The organism is Mycolicibacillus trivialis, assembly GCF_002102395.1.
GTDB classification, from domain to species: Bacteria; Actinomycetota; Actinomycetes; order Mycobacteriales; family Mycobacteriaceae; genus Mycobacterium; species Mycobacterium triviale.
In genome coordinates, this window is the sequence record NZ_LQPZ01000012.1 from 101,831 (window position 1) to 122,294 (window position 20,464).

Sequence of the window (20,464 nt, forward strand, 5' to 3'; positions counted from 1 at the left end):
AGGTGAACGACATCGAACCGATGTCCGACACCCGGGTGACGACTTAGACAAGCGCGACCATCGCAGCCATGATGTGGCGCGGATAGTCGAAGTGATCATCAGCCAGGCGCCGAGTGGGTTCGCCACGAGCCGCTCGGAGCGAGACCACCACAAGCTCGGGAAACGTGACCCGGGCATATAGCGCAAGCCCTCGTGTAGGCCCGCGTCGACCAGACGCGCCCGGGGGCTCGAGGAGACTCACGTGAGTGATGATGTCCAATCCGTATCTTCATCCGAGGCCGCAACCGAGGCCCACGACCTGCCGGAGAAGCTGAGGGTCCATTCGCTGGCCCGGGTGCTGGGCACGACGAGTAGGCGCGTGCTCGACGCGCTCGCCGACCTCGACGGCCGGATTCGCAGCGCGCACTCCAGCGTCGACCGGGTCGACGCGGTCCGGGTCCGTGACCTGCTGACCGCCCCCGAGGTCGCCGCGGAGCCCGACCCCGCGGTGCCCGAGGTCGTCACCGCCGAATCCGAGGAGCCGGAGTCCCGGCTGATGTTGGAGACGGCACCCGCGCAAGCCGAGCTCATGCCGCTGTTCGTCGCGCCCGAACCGGTGCCCGCCGCCAAAGCCGGCGCCGCGACCACCGGGGACGGCGACACCCGCGACACCCGCGATTCCGACGACTCCGACGACGGCGACGATTCCGACGACTCCGACGACGGTGACCGCCCGGCCGGCCGGCGCCGCCGTCGTGGGCGCCGGGGCCGCGGCCGGGGCCGAGGCGAGCAGGGTGGCGCCGACGACACCGGCGACTCCGGAGACGATGCGGCCGCCGACAGCGACGACAAAAACGATGCCGACGACGGCGACGACGACACCGGCGACGACGACACCGGCGACAACGGCAACGGCGACAACGGTGCCGGTGAGGGCGGTAGCAGCCGGCGCAGGCGGCGGCGCAGGCGCCGCAAGGGCGGGTCCGGCGACGACAACGACGACAACGGCGGCGACGACCCGCCGAACACCGTCGTCCACGAGCGGTCGCCGCGCAGCAAGGACTCCGAGATCCAGGGCATCAACGGCTCGACCCGGCTGGAGGCGAAACGGCAGCGCCGCCGCGACGGCCGCGACGCCGGGCGGCGCCGCCCGCCGGTGCTCTCCGAAGCCGAGTTCCTGGCCCGCCGCGAATCGGTCGAACGCACCATGGTGGTGCGCGACAAGGTCCGCAGCGAGGCGCCGCACGAAGGCACCCGCTACACCCAGATCGCGGTGCTCGAGGACGGCATCGTCGTCGAACACTTCGTCACCTCCGGCGCGTCGACGTCGCTGGTCGGCAACATCTACCTGGGCGTCGTGCAAAACGTGCTGCCGTCGATGGAGGCCGCGTTCGTCGACATCGGCCGCGGCCGCAACGGTGTGCTCTACGCCGGTGAGGTCAACTGGGAGGCCGCCGGGCTCGGCGGCGCGAACCGCAAGATCGAGCAGGCCCTCAAGCCCGGCGACTACGTCGTGGTGCAGGTCAGCAAGGACCCGGTGGGTCACAAGGGGGCCCGGCTGACCACCCAGGTGTCGCTGGCCGGCCGCTACCTGGTCTACGTGCCCGGCGCCTCGTCGACCGGGATCAGCCGCAAGCTGCCCGACACCGAACGGCAACGGCTCAAACAGATCTTGCGCGAGGTGGTGCCGTCCGACGCGGGCGTGATCATCCGTACCGCCTCCGAAGGCATCAAAGAAGACGACATCCGCGCCGACGTGAACCGGCTGCAGGAGCGCTGGAACCAGATCGACGCGACCGCGAAAGAGACCCAGAAGAAGGCCGCCGGTGCCGCCGTCGCGCTCTACGAGGAGCCCGACGTCCTGGTCAAGGTGATCCGGGACCTGTTCAACGAGGACTTCTCCCGGCTCATCGTCGCCGGCGACGAAGCGTGGGGCACGATCACCGGCTATATGGACTCCGTCGCACCCGAACTGCTGGCCAAGGTCGACAAGTACGAGCCGCCCAGCGGCCCGGACGGACAGCCCGGCCCCGACGTGTTCGCCGTGCACCGCATCGACGAGCAGCTGACCAAGGCGATGGACCGCAAGGTGTGGCTGCCCTCGGGCGGCACCCTGGTCATCGACCGCACCGAGGCGATGACCGTGGTCGACGTCAACACCGGCAAGTTCACCGGTGCGGGCGGCAACCTGGAGGAGACGGTCACCAAGAACAACCTGGAGGCCGCCGAGGAGATCGTTCGGCAACTGCGGCTGCGCGACATCGGCGGCATCGTGGTGATCGACTTCATCGACATGGTGCTGGAGTCCAACCGCGACCTCGTGCTGCGCCGGCTCACCGAGGCGCTGGCCCGGGACCGCACCCGCCACCAGGTCTCCGAGGTGACCTCGCTGGGCCTGGTCCAGCTCACCCGCAAACGGTTGGGGACCGGGCTGATCGAGGCGTTCTCCAGCACCTGCCCGCACTGCGCGGGCCGGGGGATCACCCTGCACTCCGATCCGGTCGAGTCGGGGTCGGCGGCGGGGCGGCGCTCGGAATCCGGTGGCCGCCGTGGCCGTCGCTCACGTCGCGGCCGGGCCGAGGAACCGGCGGTGGCGAAGGTGCCCGCCCACACCGCCGGGGAACACCCGATGTTCAAGGCGATGGCCGCCGCGCAGGCCGCCGAGGACGAAGCCGAAGCCGAGCCGACCGGGGCCACCGCCGCCGAGCCGGACGCCGAGGACACCGCCGCTGCGGCGGCCGGGGGCAGGGGCGGCCGGCGCCGCGCCGGCACCGGGCACGCCGGCCGCGGCTACACCGGTGAGGCCGACGAGAACGACGAACTCGACCCCGCCGACGACGCCGACGATGAAGACACCGACGACGCCGAGGACACCGAGGACGAGTTCGAAGACGACACCTCCGCGGACTTCGACGAGTTCGACGACTTCGAGGACGACGCGGAGGACTATGGGGACGCCGAGGACGACTCCGACGAGGACACCGAGGATGCCGCGGATTCCGACGAGGACGACCCGGACGAGGATTCCGGCGGCGGTCACCGGCCGCGTCGGCGCCGCGCCGCGGCCCGCCCGGCCGGCCCACCGCGGCACGAGCTGTGACGACCGGCCGGTTTGACCCCTTACCCGCTGGTCACGTACCCTTGAGCAGTTGTCGCCAGGCCGGGTGGGTCCACCGGGGCCGGCGCATCCCAGACCCAGCTCGCGCACCAGTCGGGTGTCGCAGTGTCCTCCGGACACCGGAAACGAAGAGGTAGCAGCACGATGGCGACGTACGCAATCGTCAAGACCGGCGGCAAGCAGTACAAGGTCGCGGTCGGGGATGTGGTGAAGGTCGAGAAGCTCGACGCCGAGGCCGGTAAGTCGGTCTCGCTGCCGGTCGCGCTGGTCGTCGACGGCGCCACCGTCACCACCGACGCCGCGGCGCTGGCCAAGGTCGCCGTCACCGGTGAGGTCCTCGAGCACAAGAAGGGCCCGAAGATCCGGATCCACAAGTTCAAGAACAAGACCCGCTACCACAAGCGGCAGGGTCACCGTCAGCAGCTGACCGTGCTCAAGGTCACCGGAATCAAGTAGCAGGAGCCGAACATGGCACACAAGAAGGGCGCATCCAGCTCGCGGAACGGGCGGGACTCCAACGCGCAGCGACTCGGCGTCAAGCGGTTCGGCGGCCAGGTGGTCAAGGCCGGTGAGATCCTGGTCCGGCAGCGCGGCACCCGATTCCACCCGGGCGTCAACGTCGGCCGTGGTGGCGACGACACCCTGTTCGCCACCGCCGCGGGCGCGGTGCAGTTCGGGGTCAAGCGCGGCCGCAAGACCGTCAACATCGTCCCGGCCGGCGCCGACCAGAGCTGACCCGCCGGCCGCACACCGGCGAACGTGCGCCGGCTGCGAGAATTCACCCGAAGATTCGCAGTGGTGACACGTTCGCTGCGTGAGTAGGGGTGAAAGGACGCCCGATGCCCCGGTTTGTCGACCGCGTGGTCATCCACGTGCGCGCCGGCTCCGGTGGGAACGGCTGCGCGTCGGTACACCGCGAGAAGTTCAAGCCGCTCGGCGGTCCCGACGGCGGTAACGGCGGCCGCGGCGGCAGCGTCGTCCTCGTCGTCGACCCCCAGGTCCACACCCTGCTCGATCTGCACTTCCGCCCGCACCTCATCGCGTCGTCGGGCAAACAGGGCATGGGCGGCAACCGCGACGGAGCCGCCGGCGCGGACCTGGAGGTCAAGGTGCCCGACGGCACCGTCGTCCTCGACGAGGACGGCACCCTGCTGGCCGATCTGGTCGGCGCGGGCACCCGGTTCGACGCCGCCGCGGGCGGCCGCGGCGGGCTGGGCAACGCTGCCCTGGCCTCCCGGGCCCGCAAGGCCCCCGGGTTCGCCCTGCTCGGCGAGAAGGGACAGGAACGCGACCTGGTCCTGGAGCTGAAGACCGTCGCCGACGTCGGGCTGATCGGTTTCCCTTCGGCGGGCAAATCCTCACTGGTGGCGGCGATCTCGGCGGCCAAACCCAAGATCGCCGACTACCCGTTCACCACCTTGGTGCCCAACCTCGGTGTCGTCTCGGCCGGTGAGCAGACCTTCACCGTCGCCGACGTCCCCGGACTCATCCCGGGCGCGGCGGCCGGCCGCGGCCTCGGCCTGGACTTCCTGCGCCACGTCGAGCGCTGCGCGGTGCTGGTGCACGTCGTGGACTGCGCCACCCTGGAACCCGGCCGCGACCCGCTCTCCGACATCGAGGCGCTGGAAGCCGAACTGGCCGCCTACACCCCGACATTGCGCGGCGACACCACCCTCGGCGACCTGGCCGAGCGGCCGCGGGCGGTCATCCTCAACAAGATCGATGTGCCCGAGGCGCGCGAGCTGGCCGACTTCGTCCACGACGAGGTCGCCGAACGCGGCTGGCCGGTGTTCTCGGTGTCCACCGCCAGCCATGAGGGGTTGCGCCCGTTGACGTTCGCGCTCGCCGAGCTGGTCGCGGCCTACCGGGCCGCCCAACCCGAGGTGGCGCCGCGGCGCCCGGTGATCCGACCGGTGCCGGTCGACGAATCCGGCTTCCGCGTCGAACGCGACGGGCAGGGCGGTTTCGTGGTGCACGGCACCCGGCCGCACCGCTGGGTGCAGCAGACCGACTTCGACAACGACGAGGCGGTCGGCTACCTCGCCGACCGGCTGGCCCGGCTCGGTGTGGAAGACGAACTGGTCCGCCTGGGCGCGCGGCCCGGCGCCACCGTCACCATCGGGGAGATGACCTTCGATTGGGAGCCCGCGACACCGGCCGGGGTCGACGTGCCGCTGGGCGGACGCGGCACCGACTCGCGGATGGACCGCAGCGAGCGGCCCAGCGCCGCCGACCGCAAGGCGGCCCGGCGGGCCCGCCGGGAGAGCGACCGGTGAGCGGCACCCGCGACCTGATCCGCGGCGCCCGCAGCGTCGTGGTCAAGGTCGGAACCACCGCCTTGACCACCGACAGCGGCATGTTCGACGCCGGTCGGCTGGCCGGGCTGGTCGACGCGATGGAGGCCCGCATGCGGGCCGGCTCGGATCTGGTGCTGGTCTCCTCCGGCGCGATCGCGGCCGGCCTCGAACCGCTCGGGCTCACCCGGCGGCCCACCGACCTGGCCACCAAGCAAGCCGCCGCCAGCGTCGGGCAGGTCGCGCTGGTCAACGCCTGGAGCACGGCGTTCGCCCGGCACGACCGCACCGTCGGGCAGGTGCTGCTCACCGCGCACGACATCGCGCGGCGGGTCTCCCACACCAACGCCCAGCGCACCCTGGACCGGCTGCGGGCGCTGCACGCGGTGGCGATCGTCAACGAGAACGACACGGTGGCCACCAACGAGATCCGGTTCGGCGACAACGACCGGCTCTCCGCGCTGGTGGCGCACCTGGTCGGCGCCGACGCGCTGGTGCTGCTCTCCGACATCGACGGGCTCTACGACGCCGACCCGCGCAAGGGGCCGGCGCGGTTCGTCGCCGAGGTGTCCGGCCCGGCGGATCTCACCGGGGTGGTCGCCGGGCAGGGCAGTTCGCTGGGCACCGGCGGCATGGCCTCGAAACTGTCCTCGGCGTTGCTGGCGGCCGACGCGGGCGTGCCGGTGCTGTTGGCCGCCGCCGCCGACGCGGCCGCCGCCCTCTCCGAGGCGTCGGTGGGCACCGTGTTCCCGGCGCGTGGGGCGCGGATGTCGGCCCGGCGGTTCTGGGTGCGCTACGCAGCGGACTCGGCGGGCACCCTCACCCTGGACACCGGTGCGGTGGAGGCGGTGCTGGCCCGTCGCGGCTCGCTGCTGCCGGCCGGGATCACCGCGGTGCACGGCCGGTTCACCGGCGGCGACGTGGTCGAACTCTGCGGGCCGGACGGGGCGGTCATCGCGCGCGGGGTGGTCGCCTACGACGCCACCGAACTGGCCGGCATGACCGGGCGGTCGACCTCCCAGCTGCCCGCTGAGCTACGTCGTCCGGCGGTGCACGCCGACGACCTGGTCGCCGTCTGAGCGACGCGCCGGATACAGCGCGCCGCGCACGATCGCGGTGAGCGCGTCGGCGAGGGTGGCGTCGTACTCCGGCGGGCTGCCCGGCAGGCCCTGCTGGCAGGAGCGCTCCACCATCCAGGTCAGCGCCGCGGCGGTCGCGGCGGCGGGCAGATCGGCGTGGATCGAGCCGTCGGCCTGGCCGGCCTCGATCACCGCGGTCAGCGCGGCCGCGACCCCGGCGACCAGCTCCCGGTAGGTCTCGGACACCTGCTCGTCGTAGCCGGACATCTCGCTGAGCGCGATCAGCAACGCCTGGTGTTGCCGGTAGCTGGCGATGATCCCGGCCATGCCGCGATGGACGTCGGCCGGGTCGCTGCGCCACGCCACCCGCCACCAGTTCTGCGCCGCCGCGGTCAGGTCGCCGAACACGTGGGCGGCCAGTCGCCGCAACAACTCGCCCTTGTCCTGGAAGTAGATGTAGAAGCTGGCCCGGGAGATGCCGGCCTGCGCGGCGAGCCGCTCGACGCTGAGCTCGGTGAAGCTGGCACCGGCGGTCATCAGCTGCTCGGTGGCCGCCAGCAGCCGACGCTCGATATCGCCGCGGCGCTGCTCCCGGGTCGCCTGCGGCCTGCGCGTCACGGAGGCCATACCGTCAGCCTAAGCCCGGCTGGACATATTGACTAGACACTCTGTCCAGACCTACGGTAGCTGTGGTCCACGTCACCGTGCAGGAGGTCTCATGTCCACATCACCGGTCGCCGAGCGCGGTTATGACCCGATCGACCTGTCCTCCCGGGCGTTCTGGTCGACCCCGGCGGCCGAGCGCGAACGCGCGTTCGCCACCCTGCGCGCGGAGCGTCCGGTGAGCTGGCACCCGCCGGTGCAGGACACCTTGATCCCCGACCCGACCGACCCCGGCTATTGGGCCGTCACCCGCCACAGCGACATCGTCGCCGTCAGCCGTGCCAACGATGTTTTCCTGTCCGGCAAAGGGGTGCTGTTCGACAACGTGCCCGAGGAGTTGTTGGAGGGCAACCAGTCCTTTCTCGCGATGGACCCGCCCCGGCACACCAAACTGCGCAAACTGGCCAGCGCCGCGTTCACGCCACGCCAGGTCCGCCGCATCGAGGACTCGATCAAGGCGAACGCCAAGAGCATCGTCGAAGAACTCGCCGCCGCGGGCAGCGGCGCCGACTTCGTCGAACACTGCGCCAAAGAGTTGCCGGTACGGACCCTGTCGGACATGGTCGGCATCCCCGAATCCGAACGGGACCGGGTCGCCGATGCCGCCGACGCCCTGGTCTCCTGGGCGGATCCGGTCTACCTCAACGGTCGCAACCCGCTGGAAGTCCTGTTCGAGAACCAGGGCTACCTGCACCAACTCGCGGCCACCCTGTCCGCCGACCGCCGGGAGAACCCCAGCGACGACCTGTTCTCCAGCCTGGCCAACACCGAGATCGACGGAGACCGGCTGACCGACAACGAGATCGCCGCCTACTTCGTGTTGCTGTGTGTCGCCGGCAACGACACCACCCGCCAGGCCACCAGCCACGCACTGAAGGCTCTCACCGACTTCCCCGACCAGCGAGCCTGGCTGACAGCTGATTTCGACAACCGCATCGGCACCGCCGTCGAGGAGTTCATCCGTTGGGCCACCCCGGTGTTGACCTTCCGGCGCACCGCCGCCACCGACACCGAACTCGCCGGCGAACAGATCCGCGCAGGGGAGAAGGTGGTGATGTTCTACCAGTCCGGCAACTGGGACGAAGCCGTCTTCGACCGGCCCGATCGCCTGGACCTGAGCCGGGACCCGAACCCGCACATCGGATTCGGGGGCGGCGGCGCGCACTACTGCCTGGGCACCCATGTGGCGCGTGCGCAACTGCGGGCGATCATCGGCGAGTTGCTCCGCCAACTCCCCGACATCCGAGCCGGCGAACCCGCCTTCGTCCCCAGCAACTTTGTGCACGCCATCCGCGCGATGCCCGCCGAGTTCTAGCGGGCCGTCAGGTGGGCGCGGCGGTGTCGGCCGCCGCGGTGGCGCCGAACTCCCGGCCGGTGGCGTCCCGGCCGATCGCGGCGAGGAATATCACGATCAACAGCACCGGCACGATCGTGACCGCCAGGGCGAACGGGTAGCCGCGGGCGGTCGCCAGGTGCTCCTGGATCGGCAGGTTCAGCGACGCGAACAGATTTCCGAGCTGATAGGTCACTCCCGGATACAGGCCGCGGATCGCATCCGGGGACATCTCGTTGAGATGCGCGGGAATGACCCCCCACGCGCCCACCACGAACACCTGGATGAGGAACGCGCCCAGACACAGCATCGCCGCGGATCGTGAGAACGCGAACAGCGGCACGATCGGCAATGCCATGGCGGCGCACCACATCACGGTGTGGCGCCGCCCGAACCGCTCGGAGAGCGCCCCGAAGACCACCCCGCCGATGATCCCGCCGATGCTGTACACCACCACGATCCACTTGACCGCGGAACTCGACAGGCCGGCGCCGCCGTGGTCGGTGGCCTGCAGGAACACCGGATACACGTCCTGGGTGCCGTGGCTCATCCAGGTGAACGCGGTCATCAGCAACACCAGATAGCCGAACCGCCGGATCACGGCCGGATTGGCGAGGACGTCGCGGATACGGGTGTGGGTCAGCGCCATCCGATCGTGGGTGGCCTCCCACGCCTCGGATTCCTTCACCCGGTAGCGGATGATCAAACTGATCGCCGCGGGCAGGATGCTCAACGCGAACAACCACCGCCAGGACAGCTGCAGCCAGTCCATCATCAGCAGCGCCGCCAGGCTGGCCAACAGGTAGCCGACCATGTAGCCCTGCTGCAACAGCCCGGAGAAGAAGCCGCGTCGTGCGGTGGGCACCTTCTCCATCGCCAAGGCGGCCCCCAGGCCCCACTCGCCGCCCATCCCGATGCCGAACAACATCCGCAGGACGACCAGGACGGTGAAGTTCGGGGCGAAGGCGCAGAGGAACCCGGCGACCGAGTAGAACACCACGTTGACCATCAGCGGCACCCGTCGGCCGACCCGGTCGGCCCACAATCCGAACAGCAGCGCACCGACCGGTCGCATCACCAGCGTGGCGGTGGTCAGAAAGGCGACGGTGGTCTTGGAATGGCCGAAGTCCGCGGCGATGTGGGCGTAGACGAACACCACCAGGAAGTAGTCGAAGGCATCCATCGTCCAGCCCAAAAACGCCGCCAGAAACGCATTGCGCTGATCGGAGGTGAGCCGCTGCGTGGTCACCGCAGCATCGTGGCACGGCGCGCCGGCCCGTCACGCAACCGGACTCAGCGCACGTCGAGGCGCCGGAAGGCGATCACCGCCGCGCCGGCGAGCACCAACGCCGCACCGCCCAGCACCGCCAGCCAGGCCGGGGACTGCCCATCGCGCAACTGATGGTCACCGACCGCGTAGAAGAACGGGGAAAAATACCGACCCGGTTCCAGCCAGTCGATCAGCGGGGCCAGCGAATTGACCAGGTAGCTCACCGCCGCCGCCCCGGTCGTCACCCCCAACGCCACCCCGCGGCTGCCCGTGAGCGCCCCGAGCAACAGCGCCAACGCGCCGAAGACCAATCCCAACCCCACGACCCCCGCGGTGGCGCCCCACAGCTGCGCGGCGCCGAGGTTGAGATCCAGGCCCCGACCGGCCACGATGCACGCGGCGGTGGCCACCGGCACCGGCAGCGCCTGGACCGCCAGGGCCGCCAGCTTGGCCATCGCGATCCGCGCCCGGCGCACCGGCAGGCTCGCCACCAGGGCCAGGGTGCCCTCCTCGTTCTGCCCGGCGATCGCCGTCGCGCCGTAGCCGATGGTGGCCATCAGGGTCAGCAGCGGCAGGAAGTTGCCGTACAGGTTGGCGCCCAGCCAGCCGGCCGGGGAGGTCAACGGATCGGTCGCGCCGAACAGGGCGGCCACCGCACCCGAGTCCTGCACCAGGGCGTCGAGCCCGTGAGCGTCCTTGAACGTCGGGTACAACGCGATGACCACGGCGGTGTAGGCGGCCATGCCCAGCATGTAACCGAGGGTCAGCCGTCGGCGCAGCCGCAGATCCAGCAGCGCGATGTCACCCATGACGGCCCGCTTCGTCGGCGCCGCCGCGGTAGTAGCCCAAGAACAACTCCTCGAGATCCGGTGGGCGCACGGTCATGTCGACCGGATCGAGATCGGCGGCCAGACGCAGCAGCGGTCCGATGGCGCCGGCCATCGTCAGGCGCAGCCGACCGTCCTGCTGGGCCAGCACCCGCACCCCGTCCAGCCGCCGGAACGGGGCGAGATCGACGGCATCGGTGAAGCACAGCTCGACGGTTTTCGGCGCGGCGGCCCGCAACCGCTCCACGGTGTCGGTGACCTGCAGCCGGCCCTCCTTGATGATCGTCAACCGGTCGGCGACCCGCTGCACCTCGTCGAGATCGTGGGAGGACAAGAACACGGTGCGCCCCTCGTCGGCGGTTTCGCGCACCAGGCGGGTGAACTCGTCCTGCAGCAGAGGGTCGAGACCCGAGGTGGGCTCGTCGAGGATGAGCAGGTCGGGCCGGTGGGCGAACGCCAGCACCAATCCCATCTTCTGCACGTTGCCCTTCGACAGCGTGCGGATCGGCGCGTCGAGTTCGACGGTGAACCGCTCGGCGAGCTCGTCGCGGAAGCGGTGATCGGTGTGGCCACGGATTCGGGCCAGCCGTTTCAGGACCTGCCGCCCGGTCAGTCGCGGGTACAGGCTCAGCTCACCGGGCAGGTAGCCCACCCGGCGCAGAGCCTCGACCGGACGGCGGTGCGGGTCGAGGCCGAACAGCGCGACGTGCCCGGAGGTGGGCCGACACAGTCCCAGCAGGAGCCGGATCGTGGTGGTCTTACCGGCCCCGTTGGGGCCGAGGAACCCGAACACCTCACCGGGGCCAACCCGCAGGTCGACTTCGCTGACCCCGCGGCGACGGCCGAAACGGCGGGTAAGGGCCAGGGTCTGCAGCACCGTCCCGGCCGACTCAACCACCGGGGGCCACCGCGGCCGGACGGGGCAACTCCGCGGCCAGAAGCGCCAGCAACGGAGAGCACCCCGCGTCGAGTTTCACCGTGGCCAGCGCATCGCCGCGGGTCGGCCCGCGGTTGACGATCGCGACCGGGATACCTTGCGCCGCGGCGCGCCGGACGAACCGGTACCCGGAGTACACCGTCAGCGACGACCCGGCCACCAGCAGCGCGTCGGCCTCGTCGACCAGGGCGTCGGCCCGGGCGACCCGCTCGCGGGGCACGTTCTCCCCGAAATAGACGATGTCGGGCTTGAGCAACCCGGTGCACCGCGGACAGTCGACGAACCGGAAGTCGGCGGTGTCGGTGACGACGGCGTCGGCGTCCGGAGCCACCGCGATCCCGCCGACCGGGCCGGCGGACCGGCCGAAACCGGGGTTGAGCGCCTCGAGCCGATCGGCCAGCGCCGCGCGGCTGAGGGTGTGCCCGCAGTCCAGGCAGACCACCCGGTCGTAGCGGCCGTGCAGGTCGATCACCGCTCGGCTGCCCGCCTTGGTGTGCAGCAGGTCGACGTTCTGGGTGATCAGTCCGCACACCACCCCGGCGTGTTCGAGTTCGGCCAGCGCCCGGTGCCCGGCGTTGGGCGCGGTGGCCGCCATGTGCCGCCAGCCGACATGGTTGCGGGCCCAGTACCGCTGCCGAAACAGCGGGTCGCCGGTGAACTGGGCGATCGTCATCGGGTTACTGGGCGGCGAGTCGGGACCGCGGTAATCGGGGATGCCCGAGTCGGTGGAGACCCCGGCGCCGGTGAGCACCGCGACCCGCCGCCCGGCCAACAACGCGACCAGGTCGGGGGCCGTGGCGCTGTCGGCACCGGTCACGACCGTCACCCCGTCGAGGTTAACGGTGATCGAGACACTCCGCGGCCGTCGTCAGCCGCGCCCCCATGTTCTGGCGCATCATCCGCAGCGCCGCCTCGGCCAGGTCGGCGTCGATGTGGGCCACCGCGTCGGTCGCCACCGTCACCGGGATATGGCGCACATAGGCGTCCAGCGCGCTGTAGAGGATGCACTGCTCGGTGACCTGCCCGGCGAGCACCAGTCGCTGGACCCGGCGCCGTTCCAGCAGATACCCCAGTGCGGTGGCGTAGAACACGCTGTGGCGCACCTTGGTCACGGTCAGGCTGTCGGGCGCCGGGGCGATCGGACGGACCAGGTCGGGGTGTCCCCCGTCCAGGGCCGCATCGACCAGATCGGAGAAGTCGGCGGTGAAATCGCCGTAGTTGTCGTTGACGTAGACCAGGTCGACGTCGTCGCTGCGGTGGGCCCGGCCGATGAGGTCGGCCAGTGGTTCGATGATCCGGGCGGCGTCGCGGGCCAGCAGGTCGGCATCGGGGTGCCGGTAATCGTTCATCATGTCCACGACCAGGACCGCGGTGTCACTCATGATCATCTGGTACCCAAAGCCAGCGCGATGACACCGCAGAGGCGACAATGGCGGCGATGGACTTCTACAGCGTCTACCGGCACGGGTTCGTCAGGGTCGCCGCCTGCACCCACCGCACCGCCCTGGGCGAACCGGAGGCCAATGCCGAGTCGGTGCTGACCCTGGCCCGCGCCTGCCACGACGACGGGGTCGCGGTGGCCGTCTTCCCGGAGTTGACCCTCTCGGGGTACTCGATCGACGACATCGTGCTGCAGGACACCCTGCTGGCCGCCGTGCACAGTGCGCTGGGGACGGTCGTGGCGGCCTCGGTGGCGCTGCGCCCGGTGCTGGTGCTCGGCGCACCGCTGCGGCACCGCAACCGGGTGTACAACACCGCTGTGGTCATTCACCGCGGCGCGGTGCTCGGCGTGGTCCCCAAGTCCCACCTGCCCGGCTACCGGGAGTTCTACGAGCCGCGCTGGTTCGCCACCGGGGCAGGGGAGCACGGTGAGATCGAGGTGGCCGGCGCGCAGGCGCCGTTCGGGCCGGACCTGCTGTTCGCCGCCGACGATGTCGCCGATCTGGTGTTGCACGTGGAGATCTGCGAGGACATGTTCGTGCCGATCCCGCCGAGTGCGCAGGCCGCGCTGGCCGGCGCGACGGTGCTGGCCAACCTGTCGTCGAGCCCCATCACCATCGGCCGGGCCGAGGAACGCAAGCTGCTGGCCCGCTCCGCCTCGGCGCGGTGCCTGGCCGGCTACATCTACTCGGCGGCCGGACCGGGGGAGTCGACCACCGACCTGGCCTGGGACGGCCAGTCGGTCATCTACGAGAACGGTGCGCTGCTGGCCGAGGGCGAGCGATTCCCCGCTGCCGCCCAGCGCACCATCGCCGACATCGACGTCGGCGCACTGCGCGCGGAGCGGTTGCGGGCGAACACCTTCGACGACAACCGTCGCAGACACCGGGTGGAGACCGAGTCGTTTCGAACCGTCACCTTCACCGTCGACCCGCCGCAGGGCGACATCGGCCTGCGCCGCAGGGTGGAGCGCTTCCCGTTCGTCCCGGCCGATCCTGCCCGGCTGCAACGCGATTGCTACGAGGCGTACAACATCCAGGTGTCCGGCCTCGAGCAGCGGCTCCGGGCGATCGGGAACCCCAAGGTGGTGATCGGGGTATCGGGCGGCCTGGACTCCACCCACGCCCTCATCGTCGCAGCCCGGGCCATGGACCGGCAGAAGCGGCCCCGCAGTGACATTCTCGCGTTCACCATGCCCGGCTTCGCCACCGGCGATCACACCAAGAACAACGCAATCGCGTTGAGCCGAGCACTGGGCGCCACCATCGAAGAGATCGACATTCGCGACACCGCGACGTTGATGCTCAACCGGATCGGGCACCCCGCGGGCCGCGGCGAGCCGGTCTATGACGTCACGTTCGAGAACGTGCAGGCCGGGCTGCGCACCGACTACCTGTTCCGTATCGCCAACCAGCGCGGCGGCATCGTGCTGGGCACCGGTGACCTGTCCGAACTGGCGTTGGGCTGGGCCACCTACGGCGTGGGCGACCAGATGTCGCACTACAACGTCAACGGGGGAGTGCCGAAAACACTGATCCAGCACCTCATCAGGTGGGTGATCTCCTCCGAGCAGTTCTCCACCGAGGTCGCCAAGGTGCTCGCCTCGGTGCTCGACACCGAGATCAGCCCGGAACTGGTGCCACCGGGGCACGGTGAGGACATCCAACGCAGCGAAGACGTCGTGGGGCCCTACGCGTTGCAGGACTTCACCCTGTTCCAGGTGCTGCGGCACGGCTCGGGCCCGGCGAAGATCGCGTTTTTGGCCTGGCAGGCCTGGCACGACGCCGAACTCGGCGCCTGGCCGTCGGGGTATCCGGCCGGGCGGCGCCCGGCCTACCAGCTCGCCGAGATCCGGCACTGGCTGCAGGTCTTCGCCCGGCGCTTCTACGGGTTCGGTCAGTTCAAACGCTCTGCGATGCCCAACGGCCCCAAGGTCAGCGGTGGCGGAGCGCTCTCACCGCGCGGCGACTGGCGGGCCCCGTCGGATCTGTCCGCCCGCATCTGGCTCGACGCGATCGACCGCGAGATCCCCGAGGGCTGACCGCGGTTCAGGGCAGGTCGGTCAGCGCGGCCTCGATCGACGCGGCGGTGGGCGCGCAGTCGCCGGCCCCGCCCACCAGTGTCGCCAACCCGCCGGCCACACTCGCGCGCCGCAACGCCTGCTGCGGACCTGCCGACCACCCGGCGGCCAGCACCCCGGCGAACACGTCTCCGGCGCCTGCGGTGTCAACCGGCGACACCGGCAGGGCAGGCACCGCGAACCGCCCCGCCGGACCCCGGTAGCGGGCGCCGTCGGCGCCGAGGGTCACCACCAGGTGGGCCACCGGGTGGGGCCAGTGCGCCGCTTCGGCCTCGTTGACCACCACGACGTCGGTGAGCGCCGCCAGTTCGTCGAGGCCGGGACGGGCCGGGGAGGCGTTGACGATCACGGTGGCGCCGGCGGCGCGTGCCGCCGCCGCGGCGGCCACCGCGGTCGCCACCGGGATCTCCAGTTGCAGCAGCACGACGTCGCACCCGGCGATCACCGCACGCAGCGCGTCGTCGATCTCGAGTTGCGCGTTGGCGCCGGGCGCCACGACGATCATGTTCTGGCCGGCGTCGTCGACGACGATCAGGGCCTGCCCGCTGGGGCCGGGCCGGCAGACCAGCCCGTCCAGGCCGACCCCGTTGGCGTCCAGGTGGTCGCGCAGCCGCCGGCCGGCCGCGTCGTCGCCGACGGCGCCGACGAACCGCACGTCGGCGCCGGCGCGGGCGGCGGCCACCGCCTGGTTGCCCCCCTTGCCGCCGGGCCCGCTGGCCGCCGGTCCGGCGAGCACGGTCTCCCCGGTCCGCGGCAGCGTCGCCACCCGGTAGGCGGTGTCGAGGTTGACACTGCCGACCACGCCGACCCGCGGTCCGTCCGTCACGGCCGGCTCAGAACACGATCGTCTGGTTGCCGTGCTGGATGACCCGGTCCTGACAGTGCCATTGCACCGCCCGCGACAGCACCGCGCGTTCCACGTCCGCGCCGATGCGCACCAGGTCGGCCAGCATGTGGGCGTGGTCGACCCGGGCGACGTCCTGCTCGATGATCGGCCCCTCGTCGAGATCGTCGGTGACGTAGTGCGCGGTGGCCCCGATCAGCTTGACCCCGCGGTCGCGGGCCTGCTGGTAGGGGTTGGCGCCGATGAACGCCGGCAGGAACGAGTGGTGGACGTTGATCATCGGGCAGCCGATGCGGCGCAGGAAGTCGGGGGTGAGGATCTGCATGTAGCGGGCCAGGACCACCAGGTCGACGTTGCCCTGCAGCAACTCCAGTTGACGCTGCTCGGCCTCGGCGCGGTTGGCGGCGCTTGCCGGGATGTGGACGAACGGGATCCCGAACGGCCGCACCCGGTCGGCGAGGTCGGGATGGTTGGAGATGACCATCACCACCGACATGTCCAGCTCGCCGCGCTGGTTGCGCCACAGCAGGTCCAGCAGGCAGTGGTCGGTGCGTGACGCCATGATCGCCACCCGCTTGAAGGCGGCGGCCTCGGTGAAATGGAAGTCGATACCCAACTCGGCGGCGACGGTGGCGCCGAACTCGGCCTCCAACCGGTCGCGGGCCGCGGTCAGGCCGGGCAGGACGAAGATGGTGCGCTGCAGCAGGGTGCCGCCGACCGGTTCGGTGGAGTGCTGGTCCAGGGAGACGATGTTGGCGCCGGCCCGGGCCAGAAAGGTGCTGACCGCCGAGACGATGCCGGGTTGGTCGGGACACCGGAGGACCAGCCGGCCGATGTCCTCGACCGGAAGGGAGCGGCGCGGTGCCGGCGAAGTCGTCATGACCGGCAGGTTAGTCGGCCGGGTCCCGCGACGGGGGTCGGTCGCTCACCCGGCCGCCGCCCCGCGGGGGCCGGCGGCGCGGCCCGATACCCTGGACGGATGAGTTCGCAGTTGATCCCCGATCTGACCTCGGCCGGCAAACCCGAGCCGGACCTGCGCCGACACGTCCACGACGCGGCGCGGCGGGCCCGGGTCGCTTCTCGGGTGCTCGCGACGCTGCCCACCGTCGCCAAGGACCACGCCCTGCACGCCGCCGCCGACGCGCTCACCGAACACCGCGAGAAGATCCTCGCCGCCAACCGTGACGACGTCGAGGCGGCCCGCGCCGTCGGGACGCCCGAGGCGATGATCGACCGGCTGGCGCTGGACGCCCAGCGCGTCGACGCCATCGCCGCCGGGCTGCGGCAGGTCGCCGGGCTGCCCGACCCGGTCGGCGAGGTGCTGCGCGGCTACACCCTGCCCAACGGGTTGATGCTGCGTCAGCTGCGGGTGCCGCTCGGGGTGGTCGGCATGGTCTATGAGGGCCGGCCCAACGTCACCGTCGACGCGTTCGGCCTGGCCCTCAAGTCCGGCAACGCCGCGCTGCTGCGGGGCAGCTCCTCGGCGGCGAACTCCAACCGGGCGCTGGTCGAGGTGGTCCGCGACGCGCTGCTCGGTGAGGACCTGCCCGCCGACGCGGTGCAACTGCTCGACGCCTCCGACCGCATCACGGTCACCCACCTGATCCAGGCGCGCGGCCTGGTCGACGTGGTGATCCCGCGCGGCGGTGCCGGCCTGATCGAGGCGGTGGTGCGCGACGCGCAGGTGCCCACCATCGAGACCGGTGTCGGCAACTGCCACGTCTACATCCACGAAGCCGCCGACCTCGACCTGGCCGAGCGGATCCTGTTGAACTCCAAGACCCGTCGGCCCAGCGTCTGCAACGCCGCCGAGTCGCTGCTCGTCGACGCCGCGATCGCCGACCGGGCGCTACCGCGGCTGCTCGACGCGCTCAGCGCCGCCGGGGTCACCGTGCACGGCGGCGACGCCGCCGCAGGTGAGGACGAACTGCGCGCCGAGTTCCTCTCGATGGACATCGCGCTGAAGATCGTCGACGGCATCGACGCCGCCATCGAGCACGTCAACGAATACGGCACCGGGCACACCGAGGCGATCGTGACGGCGAACATGGCGGCCGCGCAACGTTTCACCGAGCAGGTGGACGCGGCTGCGGTGATGGTGAACGCCTCGACGGCGTTCACCGACGGCGAGCAGTTCGGCTTCGGCGCCGAGATCGGCATCTCCACCCAGAAACTGCACGCCCGCGGCCCGATGGGCCTGACCGAACTGACCTCGACCAAATGGATCGTGTGGGGCGACGGCCAGACCCGGCCCGCCTGACCGACGAACCCCAGGAGCACCCACTGTGAGTCTGCCCGCCCGGCCCGCCGCCCTCTTCGCCGACATCGACGATGTGGCGGCCCGGCTGGCCGCCACCGGCTACCTGCCCGACACCGCCACCGCGACCGCGGTCTACCTCGCCGATCAGCTGGGCAAGCCGCTGCTGGTGGAGGGGCCGGCCGGGGTCGGCAAGACCGAGCTGGCCCGCGCGGTCGCGCAGGCCACCGGCTCGGGACTGGTGCGGCTGCAGTGCTACGAGGGCGTCGATGAGGCGCGTGCCCTCTACGAGTGGAACCACGCCAAGCAGATCCTGCGGATCCAGGCCGGTTCGGGGGACTGGGACCAGACCAAAACCGATGTGTTCTCCGAGGAGTTCCTGCTGTCGCGGCCGCTGCTGACCGCGATCCGGCGCACCGAGCCCACCGTGCTGCTCATCGACGAGACCGACAAGGCCGACATCGAGATCGAGGGGCTGCTGCTGGAGGTGCTCTCCGATTTCGCGGTCACCGTTCCCGAGCTGGGCACGATCACCGCCACCCGGGCGCCGTTCGTGGTGCTGACCTCCAACGCGACTCGGGAACTGTCCGAGGCGCTCAAGCGGCGCTGCCTGTTCCTGCACATCGACTTCCCCGACGCCGAACTCGAGCGGCGCATCCTGCTGTCGCGGGTGCCGGAGCTACCCGAACGTCTCGCCGAGGAGTTGGTCCGCGTCGTCGGGGTGCTGCGCGGCATGCAACTGAAGAAGCTGCCGTCGGTCGCCGAAACCATCGACTGGGGCCGTACCGTGCTTGCGCTGGGACTGGACACCCTGGAGGACGCCACCATCGCCGCCACCCTCGGAGTGGTGCTCAAACACCAGTCCGACCAGACCCGCGCCGCCGGCGAACTGCGGCTGAACTGAACCGATGACGCCGCGCCGCACCGGACCAGCCCAGCCGCTCGCGCCGCAGGGCATTCCCGGCCACCTGGTCGGGTTCGTGTCGGCGCTGCGCGGCCACGGTATCGCCGTCGGGCCGTCGGAGACCGTCGATGCGGGCCGGGTGCTCACCGTCGTAGGACTCGGGGACCGGGAGGTGCTGCGGGAGGGGCTGGCGTGCGCGGTACTGCGCCGCCCCGATCACCGCGACACCTACGACGCCCTGTTCGACCTGTGGTTCCCGGCGGCGCTGGGTGGGCGGACCGTGCTCGACGACGACGCCGCCGCCGGCGACGTGGTGCCCCCCGATGACGTCGACGCGATGCACGCGATGCTTCTCGAGGCGCTCACCGACACCGATCCGGCCGCCGAGGACCGGCTCGCCGGGCTGGTGGCCCAGATCGTGCAGGCCTACGGCCGGTACAACTCCAGCCGCGGCCCGTCGTACTCGTCGTATCAGGCGATCAAAGCGATGTCGCTGAACGAACTGGAGGGCCGACTGCTGGCCGGGCTGCTCGCCGGCTACGGAGACGAACCCAGCCCAAGCCAGGAGCAGATCGCCAAAGCCGTTGCCGCCAAGCAGATCACCAAACTGCGCAAGATGGTCGAGGACGAAACCAAGCGGCGCACCGCCGAGCAACTGGGCCGCGACCACGTCCAGATGTACGGGATCCCGCAACTGGCCGAGAACGTGGAGTTCCTACGCGCCTCCGGCGACCAACTGCGCCAGATGCGCCGGGTGGTGGCGCCGCTGGCCCGCACCCTGGCCACCCGGCTGGCCGCCCGGCGGCGCCGCTCCCGGGCCGGGGCGATCGACCTGCGCAAGACCCTGCGCAAATCGATGTCGACCGGCGGGGTGCCGATCGACGTGGTGCTGCGTAAACCCCGCCCGGCCCGGCCCGAGCTGGTGGTGCTGTGCGACGTGTCGGGGTCGGTCGCCGGATTCAGCCATTTCACCCTGCTGCTGGTGCACGCCCTGCGCCAGCAGTTCTCCCGGGTGCGGGTGTTCGCGTTCATCGACACCACCGACGAGGTGACCCACCTGTTCGGCCCGGACGCCGATCTCGCGGTCGCCATCCAGCGGGTCACCCGCGAGGCGGGCGTGTACACCATCGACGGCCACTCGGACTACGGTCACGCACTGACCTCGTTCGCGGACAACTTCCCGCAGGTGCTCTCGCCGCGCAGTTCGCTGCTGGTGCTCGGCGACGCCCGCAACAACTACCGCGACCCCGCCCTCGGCGTGCTCGCCGAGCTGGTGTCGGCCAGCCGCCATGCCCATTGGCTCAACCCCGAACCGAAACACCTGTGGGGGACCGGGGATTCGGTGGCGCCGCGCTACCAGGATCTGATCACCATGCACGAATGTCGCTCGGCCAAGCAGCTGGCGGCGGTGGTCGACCAATTGTTGCCGGTGTAGCGGC

General features: G+C 71.0%; 18 protein-coding genes. 10 read left to right on the top strand and 8 right to left on the bottom strand.

The window, feature by feature from the left end:
• The first annotated feature begins 241 nt into the window (after positions 1-241).
• The 5 genes from rne to proB all read left to right on the top strand — a co-directional run bounded on the left by rne (position 242) and on the right by proB (position 6,470).
• A complete protein-coding gene (rne, locus tag AWC30_RS03760; RefSeq protein WP_207568390.1) occupies positions 242-3,079 on the top strand; it encodes a ribonuclease E in 2,838 nt (945 codons plus the stop codon).
• 162 nt (positions 3,080-3,241) lie between these two features.
• A complete protein-coding gene (gene rplU / locus AWC30_RS03765; RefSeq protein ID WP_085108859.1) occupies positions 3,242-3,553 on the top strand; it encodes a 50S ribosomal protein L21 in 312 nt (103 codons plus the stop codon).
• Between the two features lie 12 nt (positions 3,554-3,565).
• Positions 3,566-3,832 (top strand): 50S ribosomal protein L27, encoded by a 267-nt coding sequence (gene rpmA / locus AWC30_RS03770; RefSeq protein WP_085108860.1) that lies wholly within the window; start codon positions 3,566-3,568, stop codon positions 3,830-3,832.
• A gap of 104 nt (positions 3,833-3,936) precedes the next feature.
• Positions 3,937-5,373: a GTPase ObgE gene (obgE, locus tag AWC30_RS03775; protein WP_085108861.1), complete on the top strand. Its 1,437-nt coding sequence runs from the start codon at positions 3,937-3,939 to the stop codon at positions 5,371-5,373.
• Complete coding sequence (gene proB / locus AWC30_RS03780; RefSeq protein WP_085108862.1) at positions 5,370-6,470, top strand: glutamate 5-kinase; 1,101 nt, start codon at positions 5,370-5,372, stop codon at positions 6,468-6,470. The genes obgE and proB overlap by 4 nt, the downstream gene beginning before the upstream one ends.
• Here the strand turns inward: proB and AWC30_RS03785 are convergent.
• Positions 6,426-7,097: a TetR/AcrR family transcriptional regulator gene (locus AWC30_RS03785; RefSeq protein WP_085108863.1), complete on the bottom strand. Its 672-nt coding sequence runs from the start codon at positions 7,095-7,097 to the stop codon at positions 6,426-6,428. The two genes, proB and AWC30_RS03785, sit on opposite strands and share 45 nt — an antisense overlap.
• A gap of 91 nt (positions 7,098-7,188) precedes the next feature.
• On the opposite strand from AWC30_RS03785, the gene AWC30_RS03790 reads away from it, so the two are divergent.
• Positions 7,189-8,448 (top strand): cytochrome P450, encoded by a 1,260-nt coding sequence (locus AWC30_RS03790; RefSeq protein WP_085108864.1) that lies wholly within the window; start codon positions 7,189-7,191, stop codon positions 8,446-8,448.
• 7 nt (positions 8,449-8,455) lie between these two features.
• On the opposite strand, the gene AWC30_RS03795 is transcribed toward AWC30_RS03790, so the two are convergent.
• The 5 genes from AWC30_RS03795 to AWC30_RS03815 are packed head-to-tail and all read right to left on the bottom strand — an operon-like array spanning position 8,456 to position 12,882.
• Positions 8,456-9,715: an MFS transporter gene (locus tag AWC30_RS03795; protein WP_109561912.1), complete on the bottom strand. Its 1,260-nt coding sequence runs from the start codon at positions 9,713-9,715 to the stop codon at positions 8,456-8,458.
• Between the two features lie 44 nt (positions 9,716-9,759).
• A complete protein-coding gene (locus AWC30_RS03800; RefSeq protein WP_085108865.1) occupies positions 9,760-10,545 on the bottom strand; it encodes an ABC transporter permease subunit in 786 nt (261 codons plus the stop codon).
• On the bottom strand, positions 10,538-11,461 hold the full coding sequence (locus tag AWC30_RS03805; RefSeq protein WP_085108866.1) for an ABC transporter ATP-binding protein: 924 nt from the start codon (positions 11,459-11,461) through the stop codon (positions 10,538-10,540). The genes AWC30_RS03800 and AWC30_RS03805 overlap by 8 nt, the downstream gene beginning before the upstream one ends.
• On the bottom strand, positions 11,454-12,326 hold the full coding sequence (locus tag AWC30_RS03810; protein WP_234807923.1) for an NAD-dependent protein deacetylase: 873 nt from the start codon (positions 12,324-12,326) through the stop codon (positions 11,454-11,456). The genes AWC30_RS03805 and AWC30_RS03810 overlap by 8 nt, the downstream gene beginning before the upstream one ends.
• 10 nt (positions 12,327-12,336) lie before the next feature.
• A complete protein-coding gene (locus AWC30_RS03815; RefSeq protein WP_085108971.1) occupies positions 12,337-12,882 on the bottom strand; it encodes a cysteine hydrolase family protein in 546 nt (181 codons plus the stop codon).
• Between the two features lie 56 nt (positions 12,883-12,938).
• Between AWC30_RS03815 and AWC30_RS03820 the strand changes: the two genes are divergently transcribed.
• The gene (locus AWC30_RS03820) at positions 12,939-14,981 is read left to right on the top strand and encodes an NAD(+) synthase (RefSeq protein ID WP_085108972.1); all 2,043 of its coding nucleotides are present in this window, start codon (positions 12,939-12,941) and stop codon (positions 14,979-14,981) included.
• 7 nt (positions 14,982-14,988) lie between these two features.
• On the opposite strand, the gene AWC30_RS03825 is transcribed toward AWC30_RS03820, so the two are convergent.
• Both AWC30_RS03825 and purU read right to left on the bottom strand, forming a co-directional pair.
• On the bottom strand, positions 14,989-15,846 hold the full coding sequence (locus AWC30_RS03825) for a ribokinase (protein ID WP_085108867.1): 858 nt from the start codon (positions 15,844-15,846) through the stop codon (positions 14,989-14,991).
• A gap of 7 nt (positions 15,847-15,853) precedes the next feature.
• Positions 15,854-16,744, bottom strand: a complete 891-nt coding sequence (purU, locus tag AWC30_RS03830; protein WP_085108868.1) for a formyltetrahydrofolate deformylase — start codon at positions 16,742-16,744, stop codon at positions 15,854-15,856.
• 99 nt (positions 16,745-16,843) lie between these two features.
• On the opposite strand from purU, the gene AWC30_RS03835 reads away from it, so the two are divergent.
• From AWC30_RS03835 to AWC30_RS03845, 3 genes are read left to right on the top strand one after another with little or no spacing between them, the layout of a single operon-like run.
• The gene (locus AWC30_RS03835) at positions 16,844-18,124 is read left to right on the top strand and encodes a glutamate-5-semialdehyde dehydrogenase (RefSeq protein WP_085108869.1); all 1,281 of its coding nucleotides are present in this window, start codon (positions 16,844-16,846) and stop codon (positions 18,122-18,124) included.
• 25 nt (positions 18,125-18,149) lie between these two features.
• Positions 18,150-19,025, top strand: a complete 876-nt coding sequence (locus AWC30_RS03840) for an AAA family ATPase (RefSeq protein WP_085108870.1) — start codon at positions 18,150-18,152, stop codon at positions 19,023-19,025.
• Positions 19,026-19,029: 4 nt separating this feature from the next.
• A complete protein-coding gene (locus tag AWC30_RS03845; protein ID WP_085108871.1) occupies positions 19,030-20,460 on the top strand; it encodes a vWA domain-containing protein in 1,431 nt (476 codons plus the stop codon).
• Positions 20,461-20,464 lie beyond the last annotated feature (4 nt).

What these genes read in the sequence shown, in the direction of transcription:
- AWC30_RS03785 (WP_085108863.1), bottom strand. Translation starts at nt 7,097, where the DNA reads ATGGCCTCCGTGACGCGCAGGCCGCAGGCGACCCGGGAGCAGCGCCGC.
- rplU (WP_085108859.1), top strand. Translation starts at nt 3,242, where the DNA reads ATGGCGACGTACGCAATCGTCAAGACCGGCGGCAAGCAGTACAAGGTC.
- AWC30_RS03820 (WP_085108972.1), top strand. Translation starts at nt 12,939, where the DNA reads ATGGACTTCTACAGCGTCTACCGGCACGGGTTCGTCAGGGTCGCCGCC.
- AWC30_RS03845 (WP_085108871.1), top strand. Translation starts at nt 19,030, where the DNA reads ATGACGCCGCGCCGCACCGGACCAGCCCAGCCGCTCGCGCCGCAGGGC.
- AWC30_RS03800 (WP_085108865.1), bottom strand. Translation starts at nt 10,545, where the DNA reads ATGGGTGACATCGCGCTGCTGGATCTGCGGCTGCGCCGACGGCTGACC.
- purU (WP_085108868.1), bottom strand. Translation starts at nt 16,744, where the DNA reads ATGACGACTTCGCCGGCACCGCGCCGCTCCCTTCCGGTCGAGGACATC.
- AWC30_RS03815 (WP_085108971.1), bottom strand. Translation starts at nt 12,882, where the DNA reads ATGAGTGACACCGCGGTCCTGGTCGTGGACATGATGAACGATTACCGG.
- obgE (WP_085108861.1), top strand. Translation starts at nt 3,937, where the DNA reads ATGCCCCGGTTTGTCGACCGCGTGGTCATCCACGTGCGCGCCGGCTCC.
- AWC30_RS03835 (WP_085108869.1), top strand. Translation starts at nt 16,844, where the DNA reads ATGAGTTCGCAGTTGATCCCCGATCTGACCTCGGCCGGCAAACCCGAG.
- rpmA (WP_085108860.1), top strand. Translation starts at nt 3,566, where the DNA reads ATGGCACACAAGAAGGGCGCATCCAGCTCGCGGAACGGGCGGGACTCC.
- AWC30_RS03790 (WP_085108864.1), top strand. Translation starts at nt 7,189, where the DNA reads ATGTCCACATCACCGGTCGCCGAGCGCGGTTATGACCCGATCGACCTG.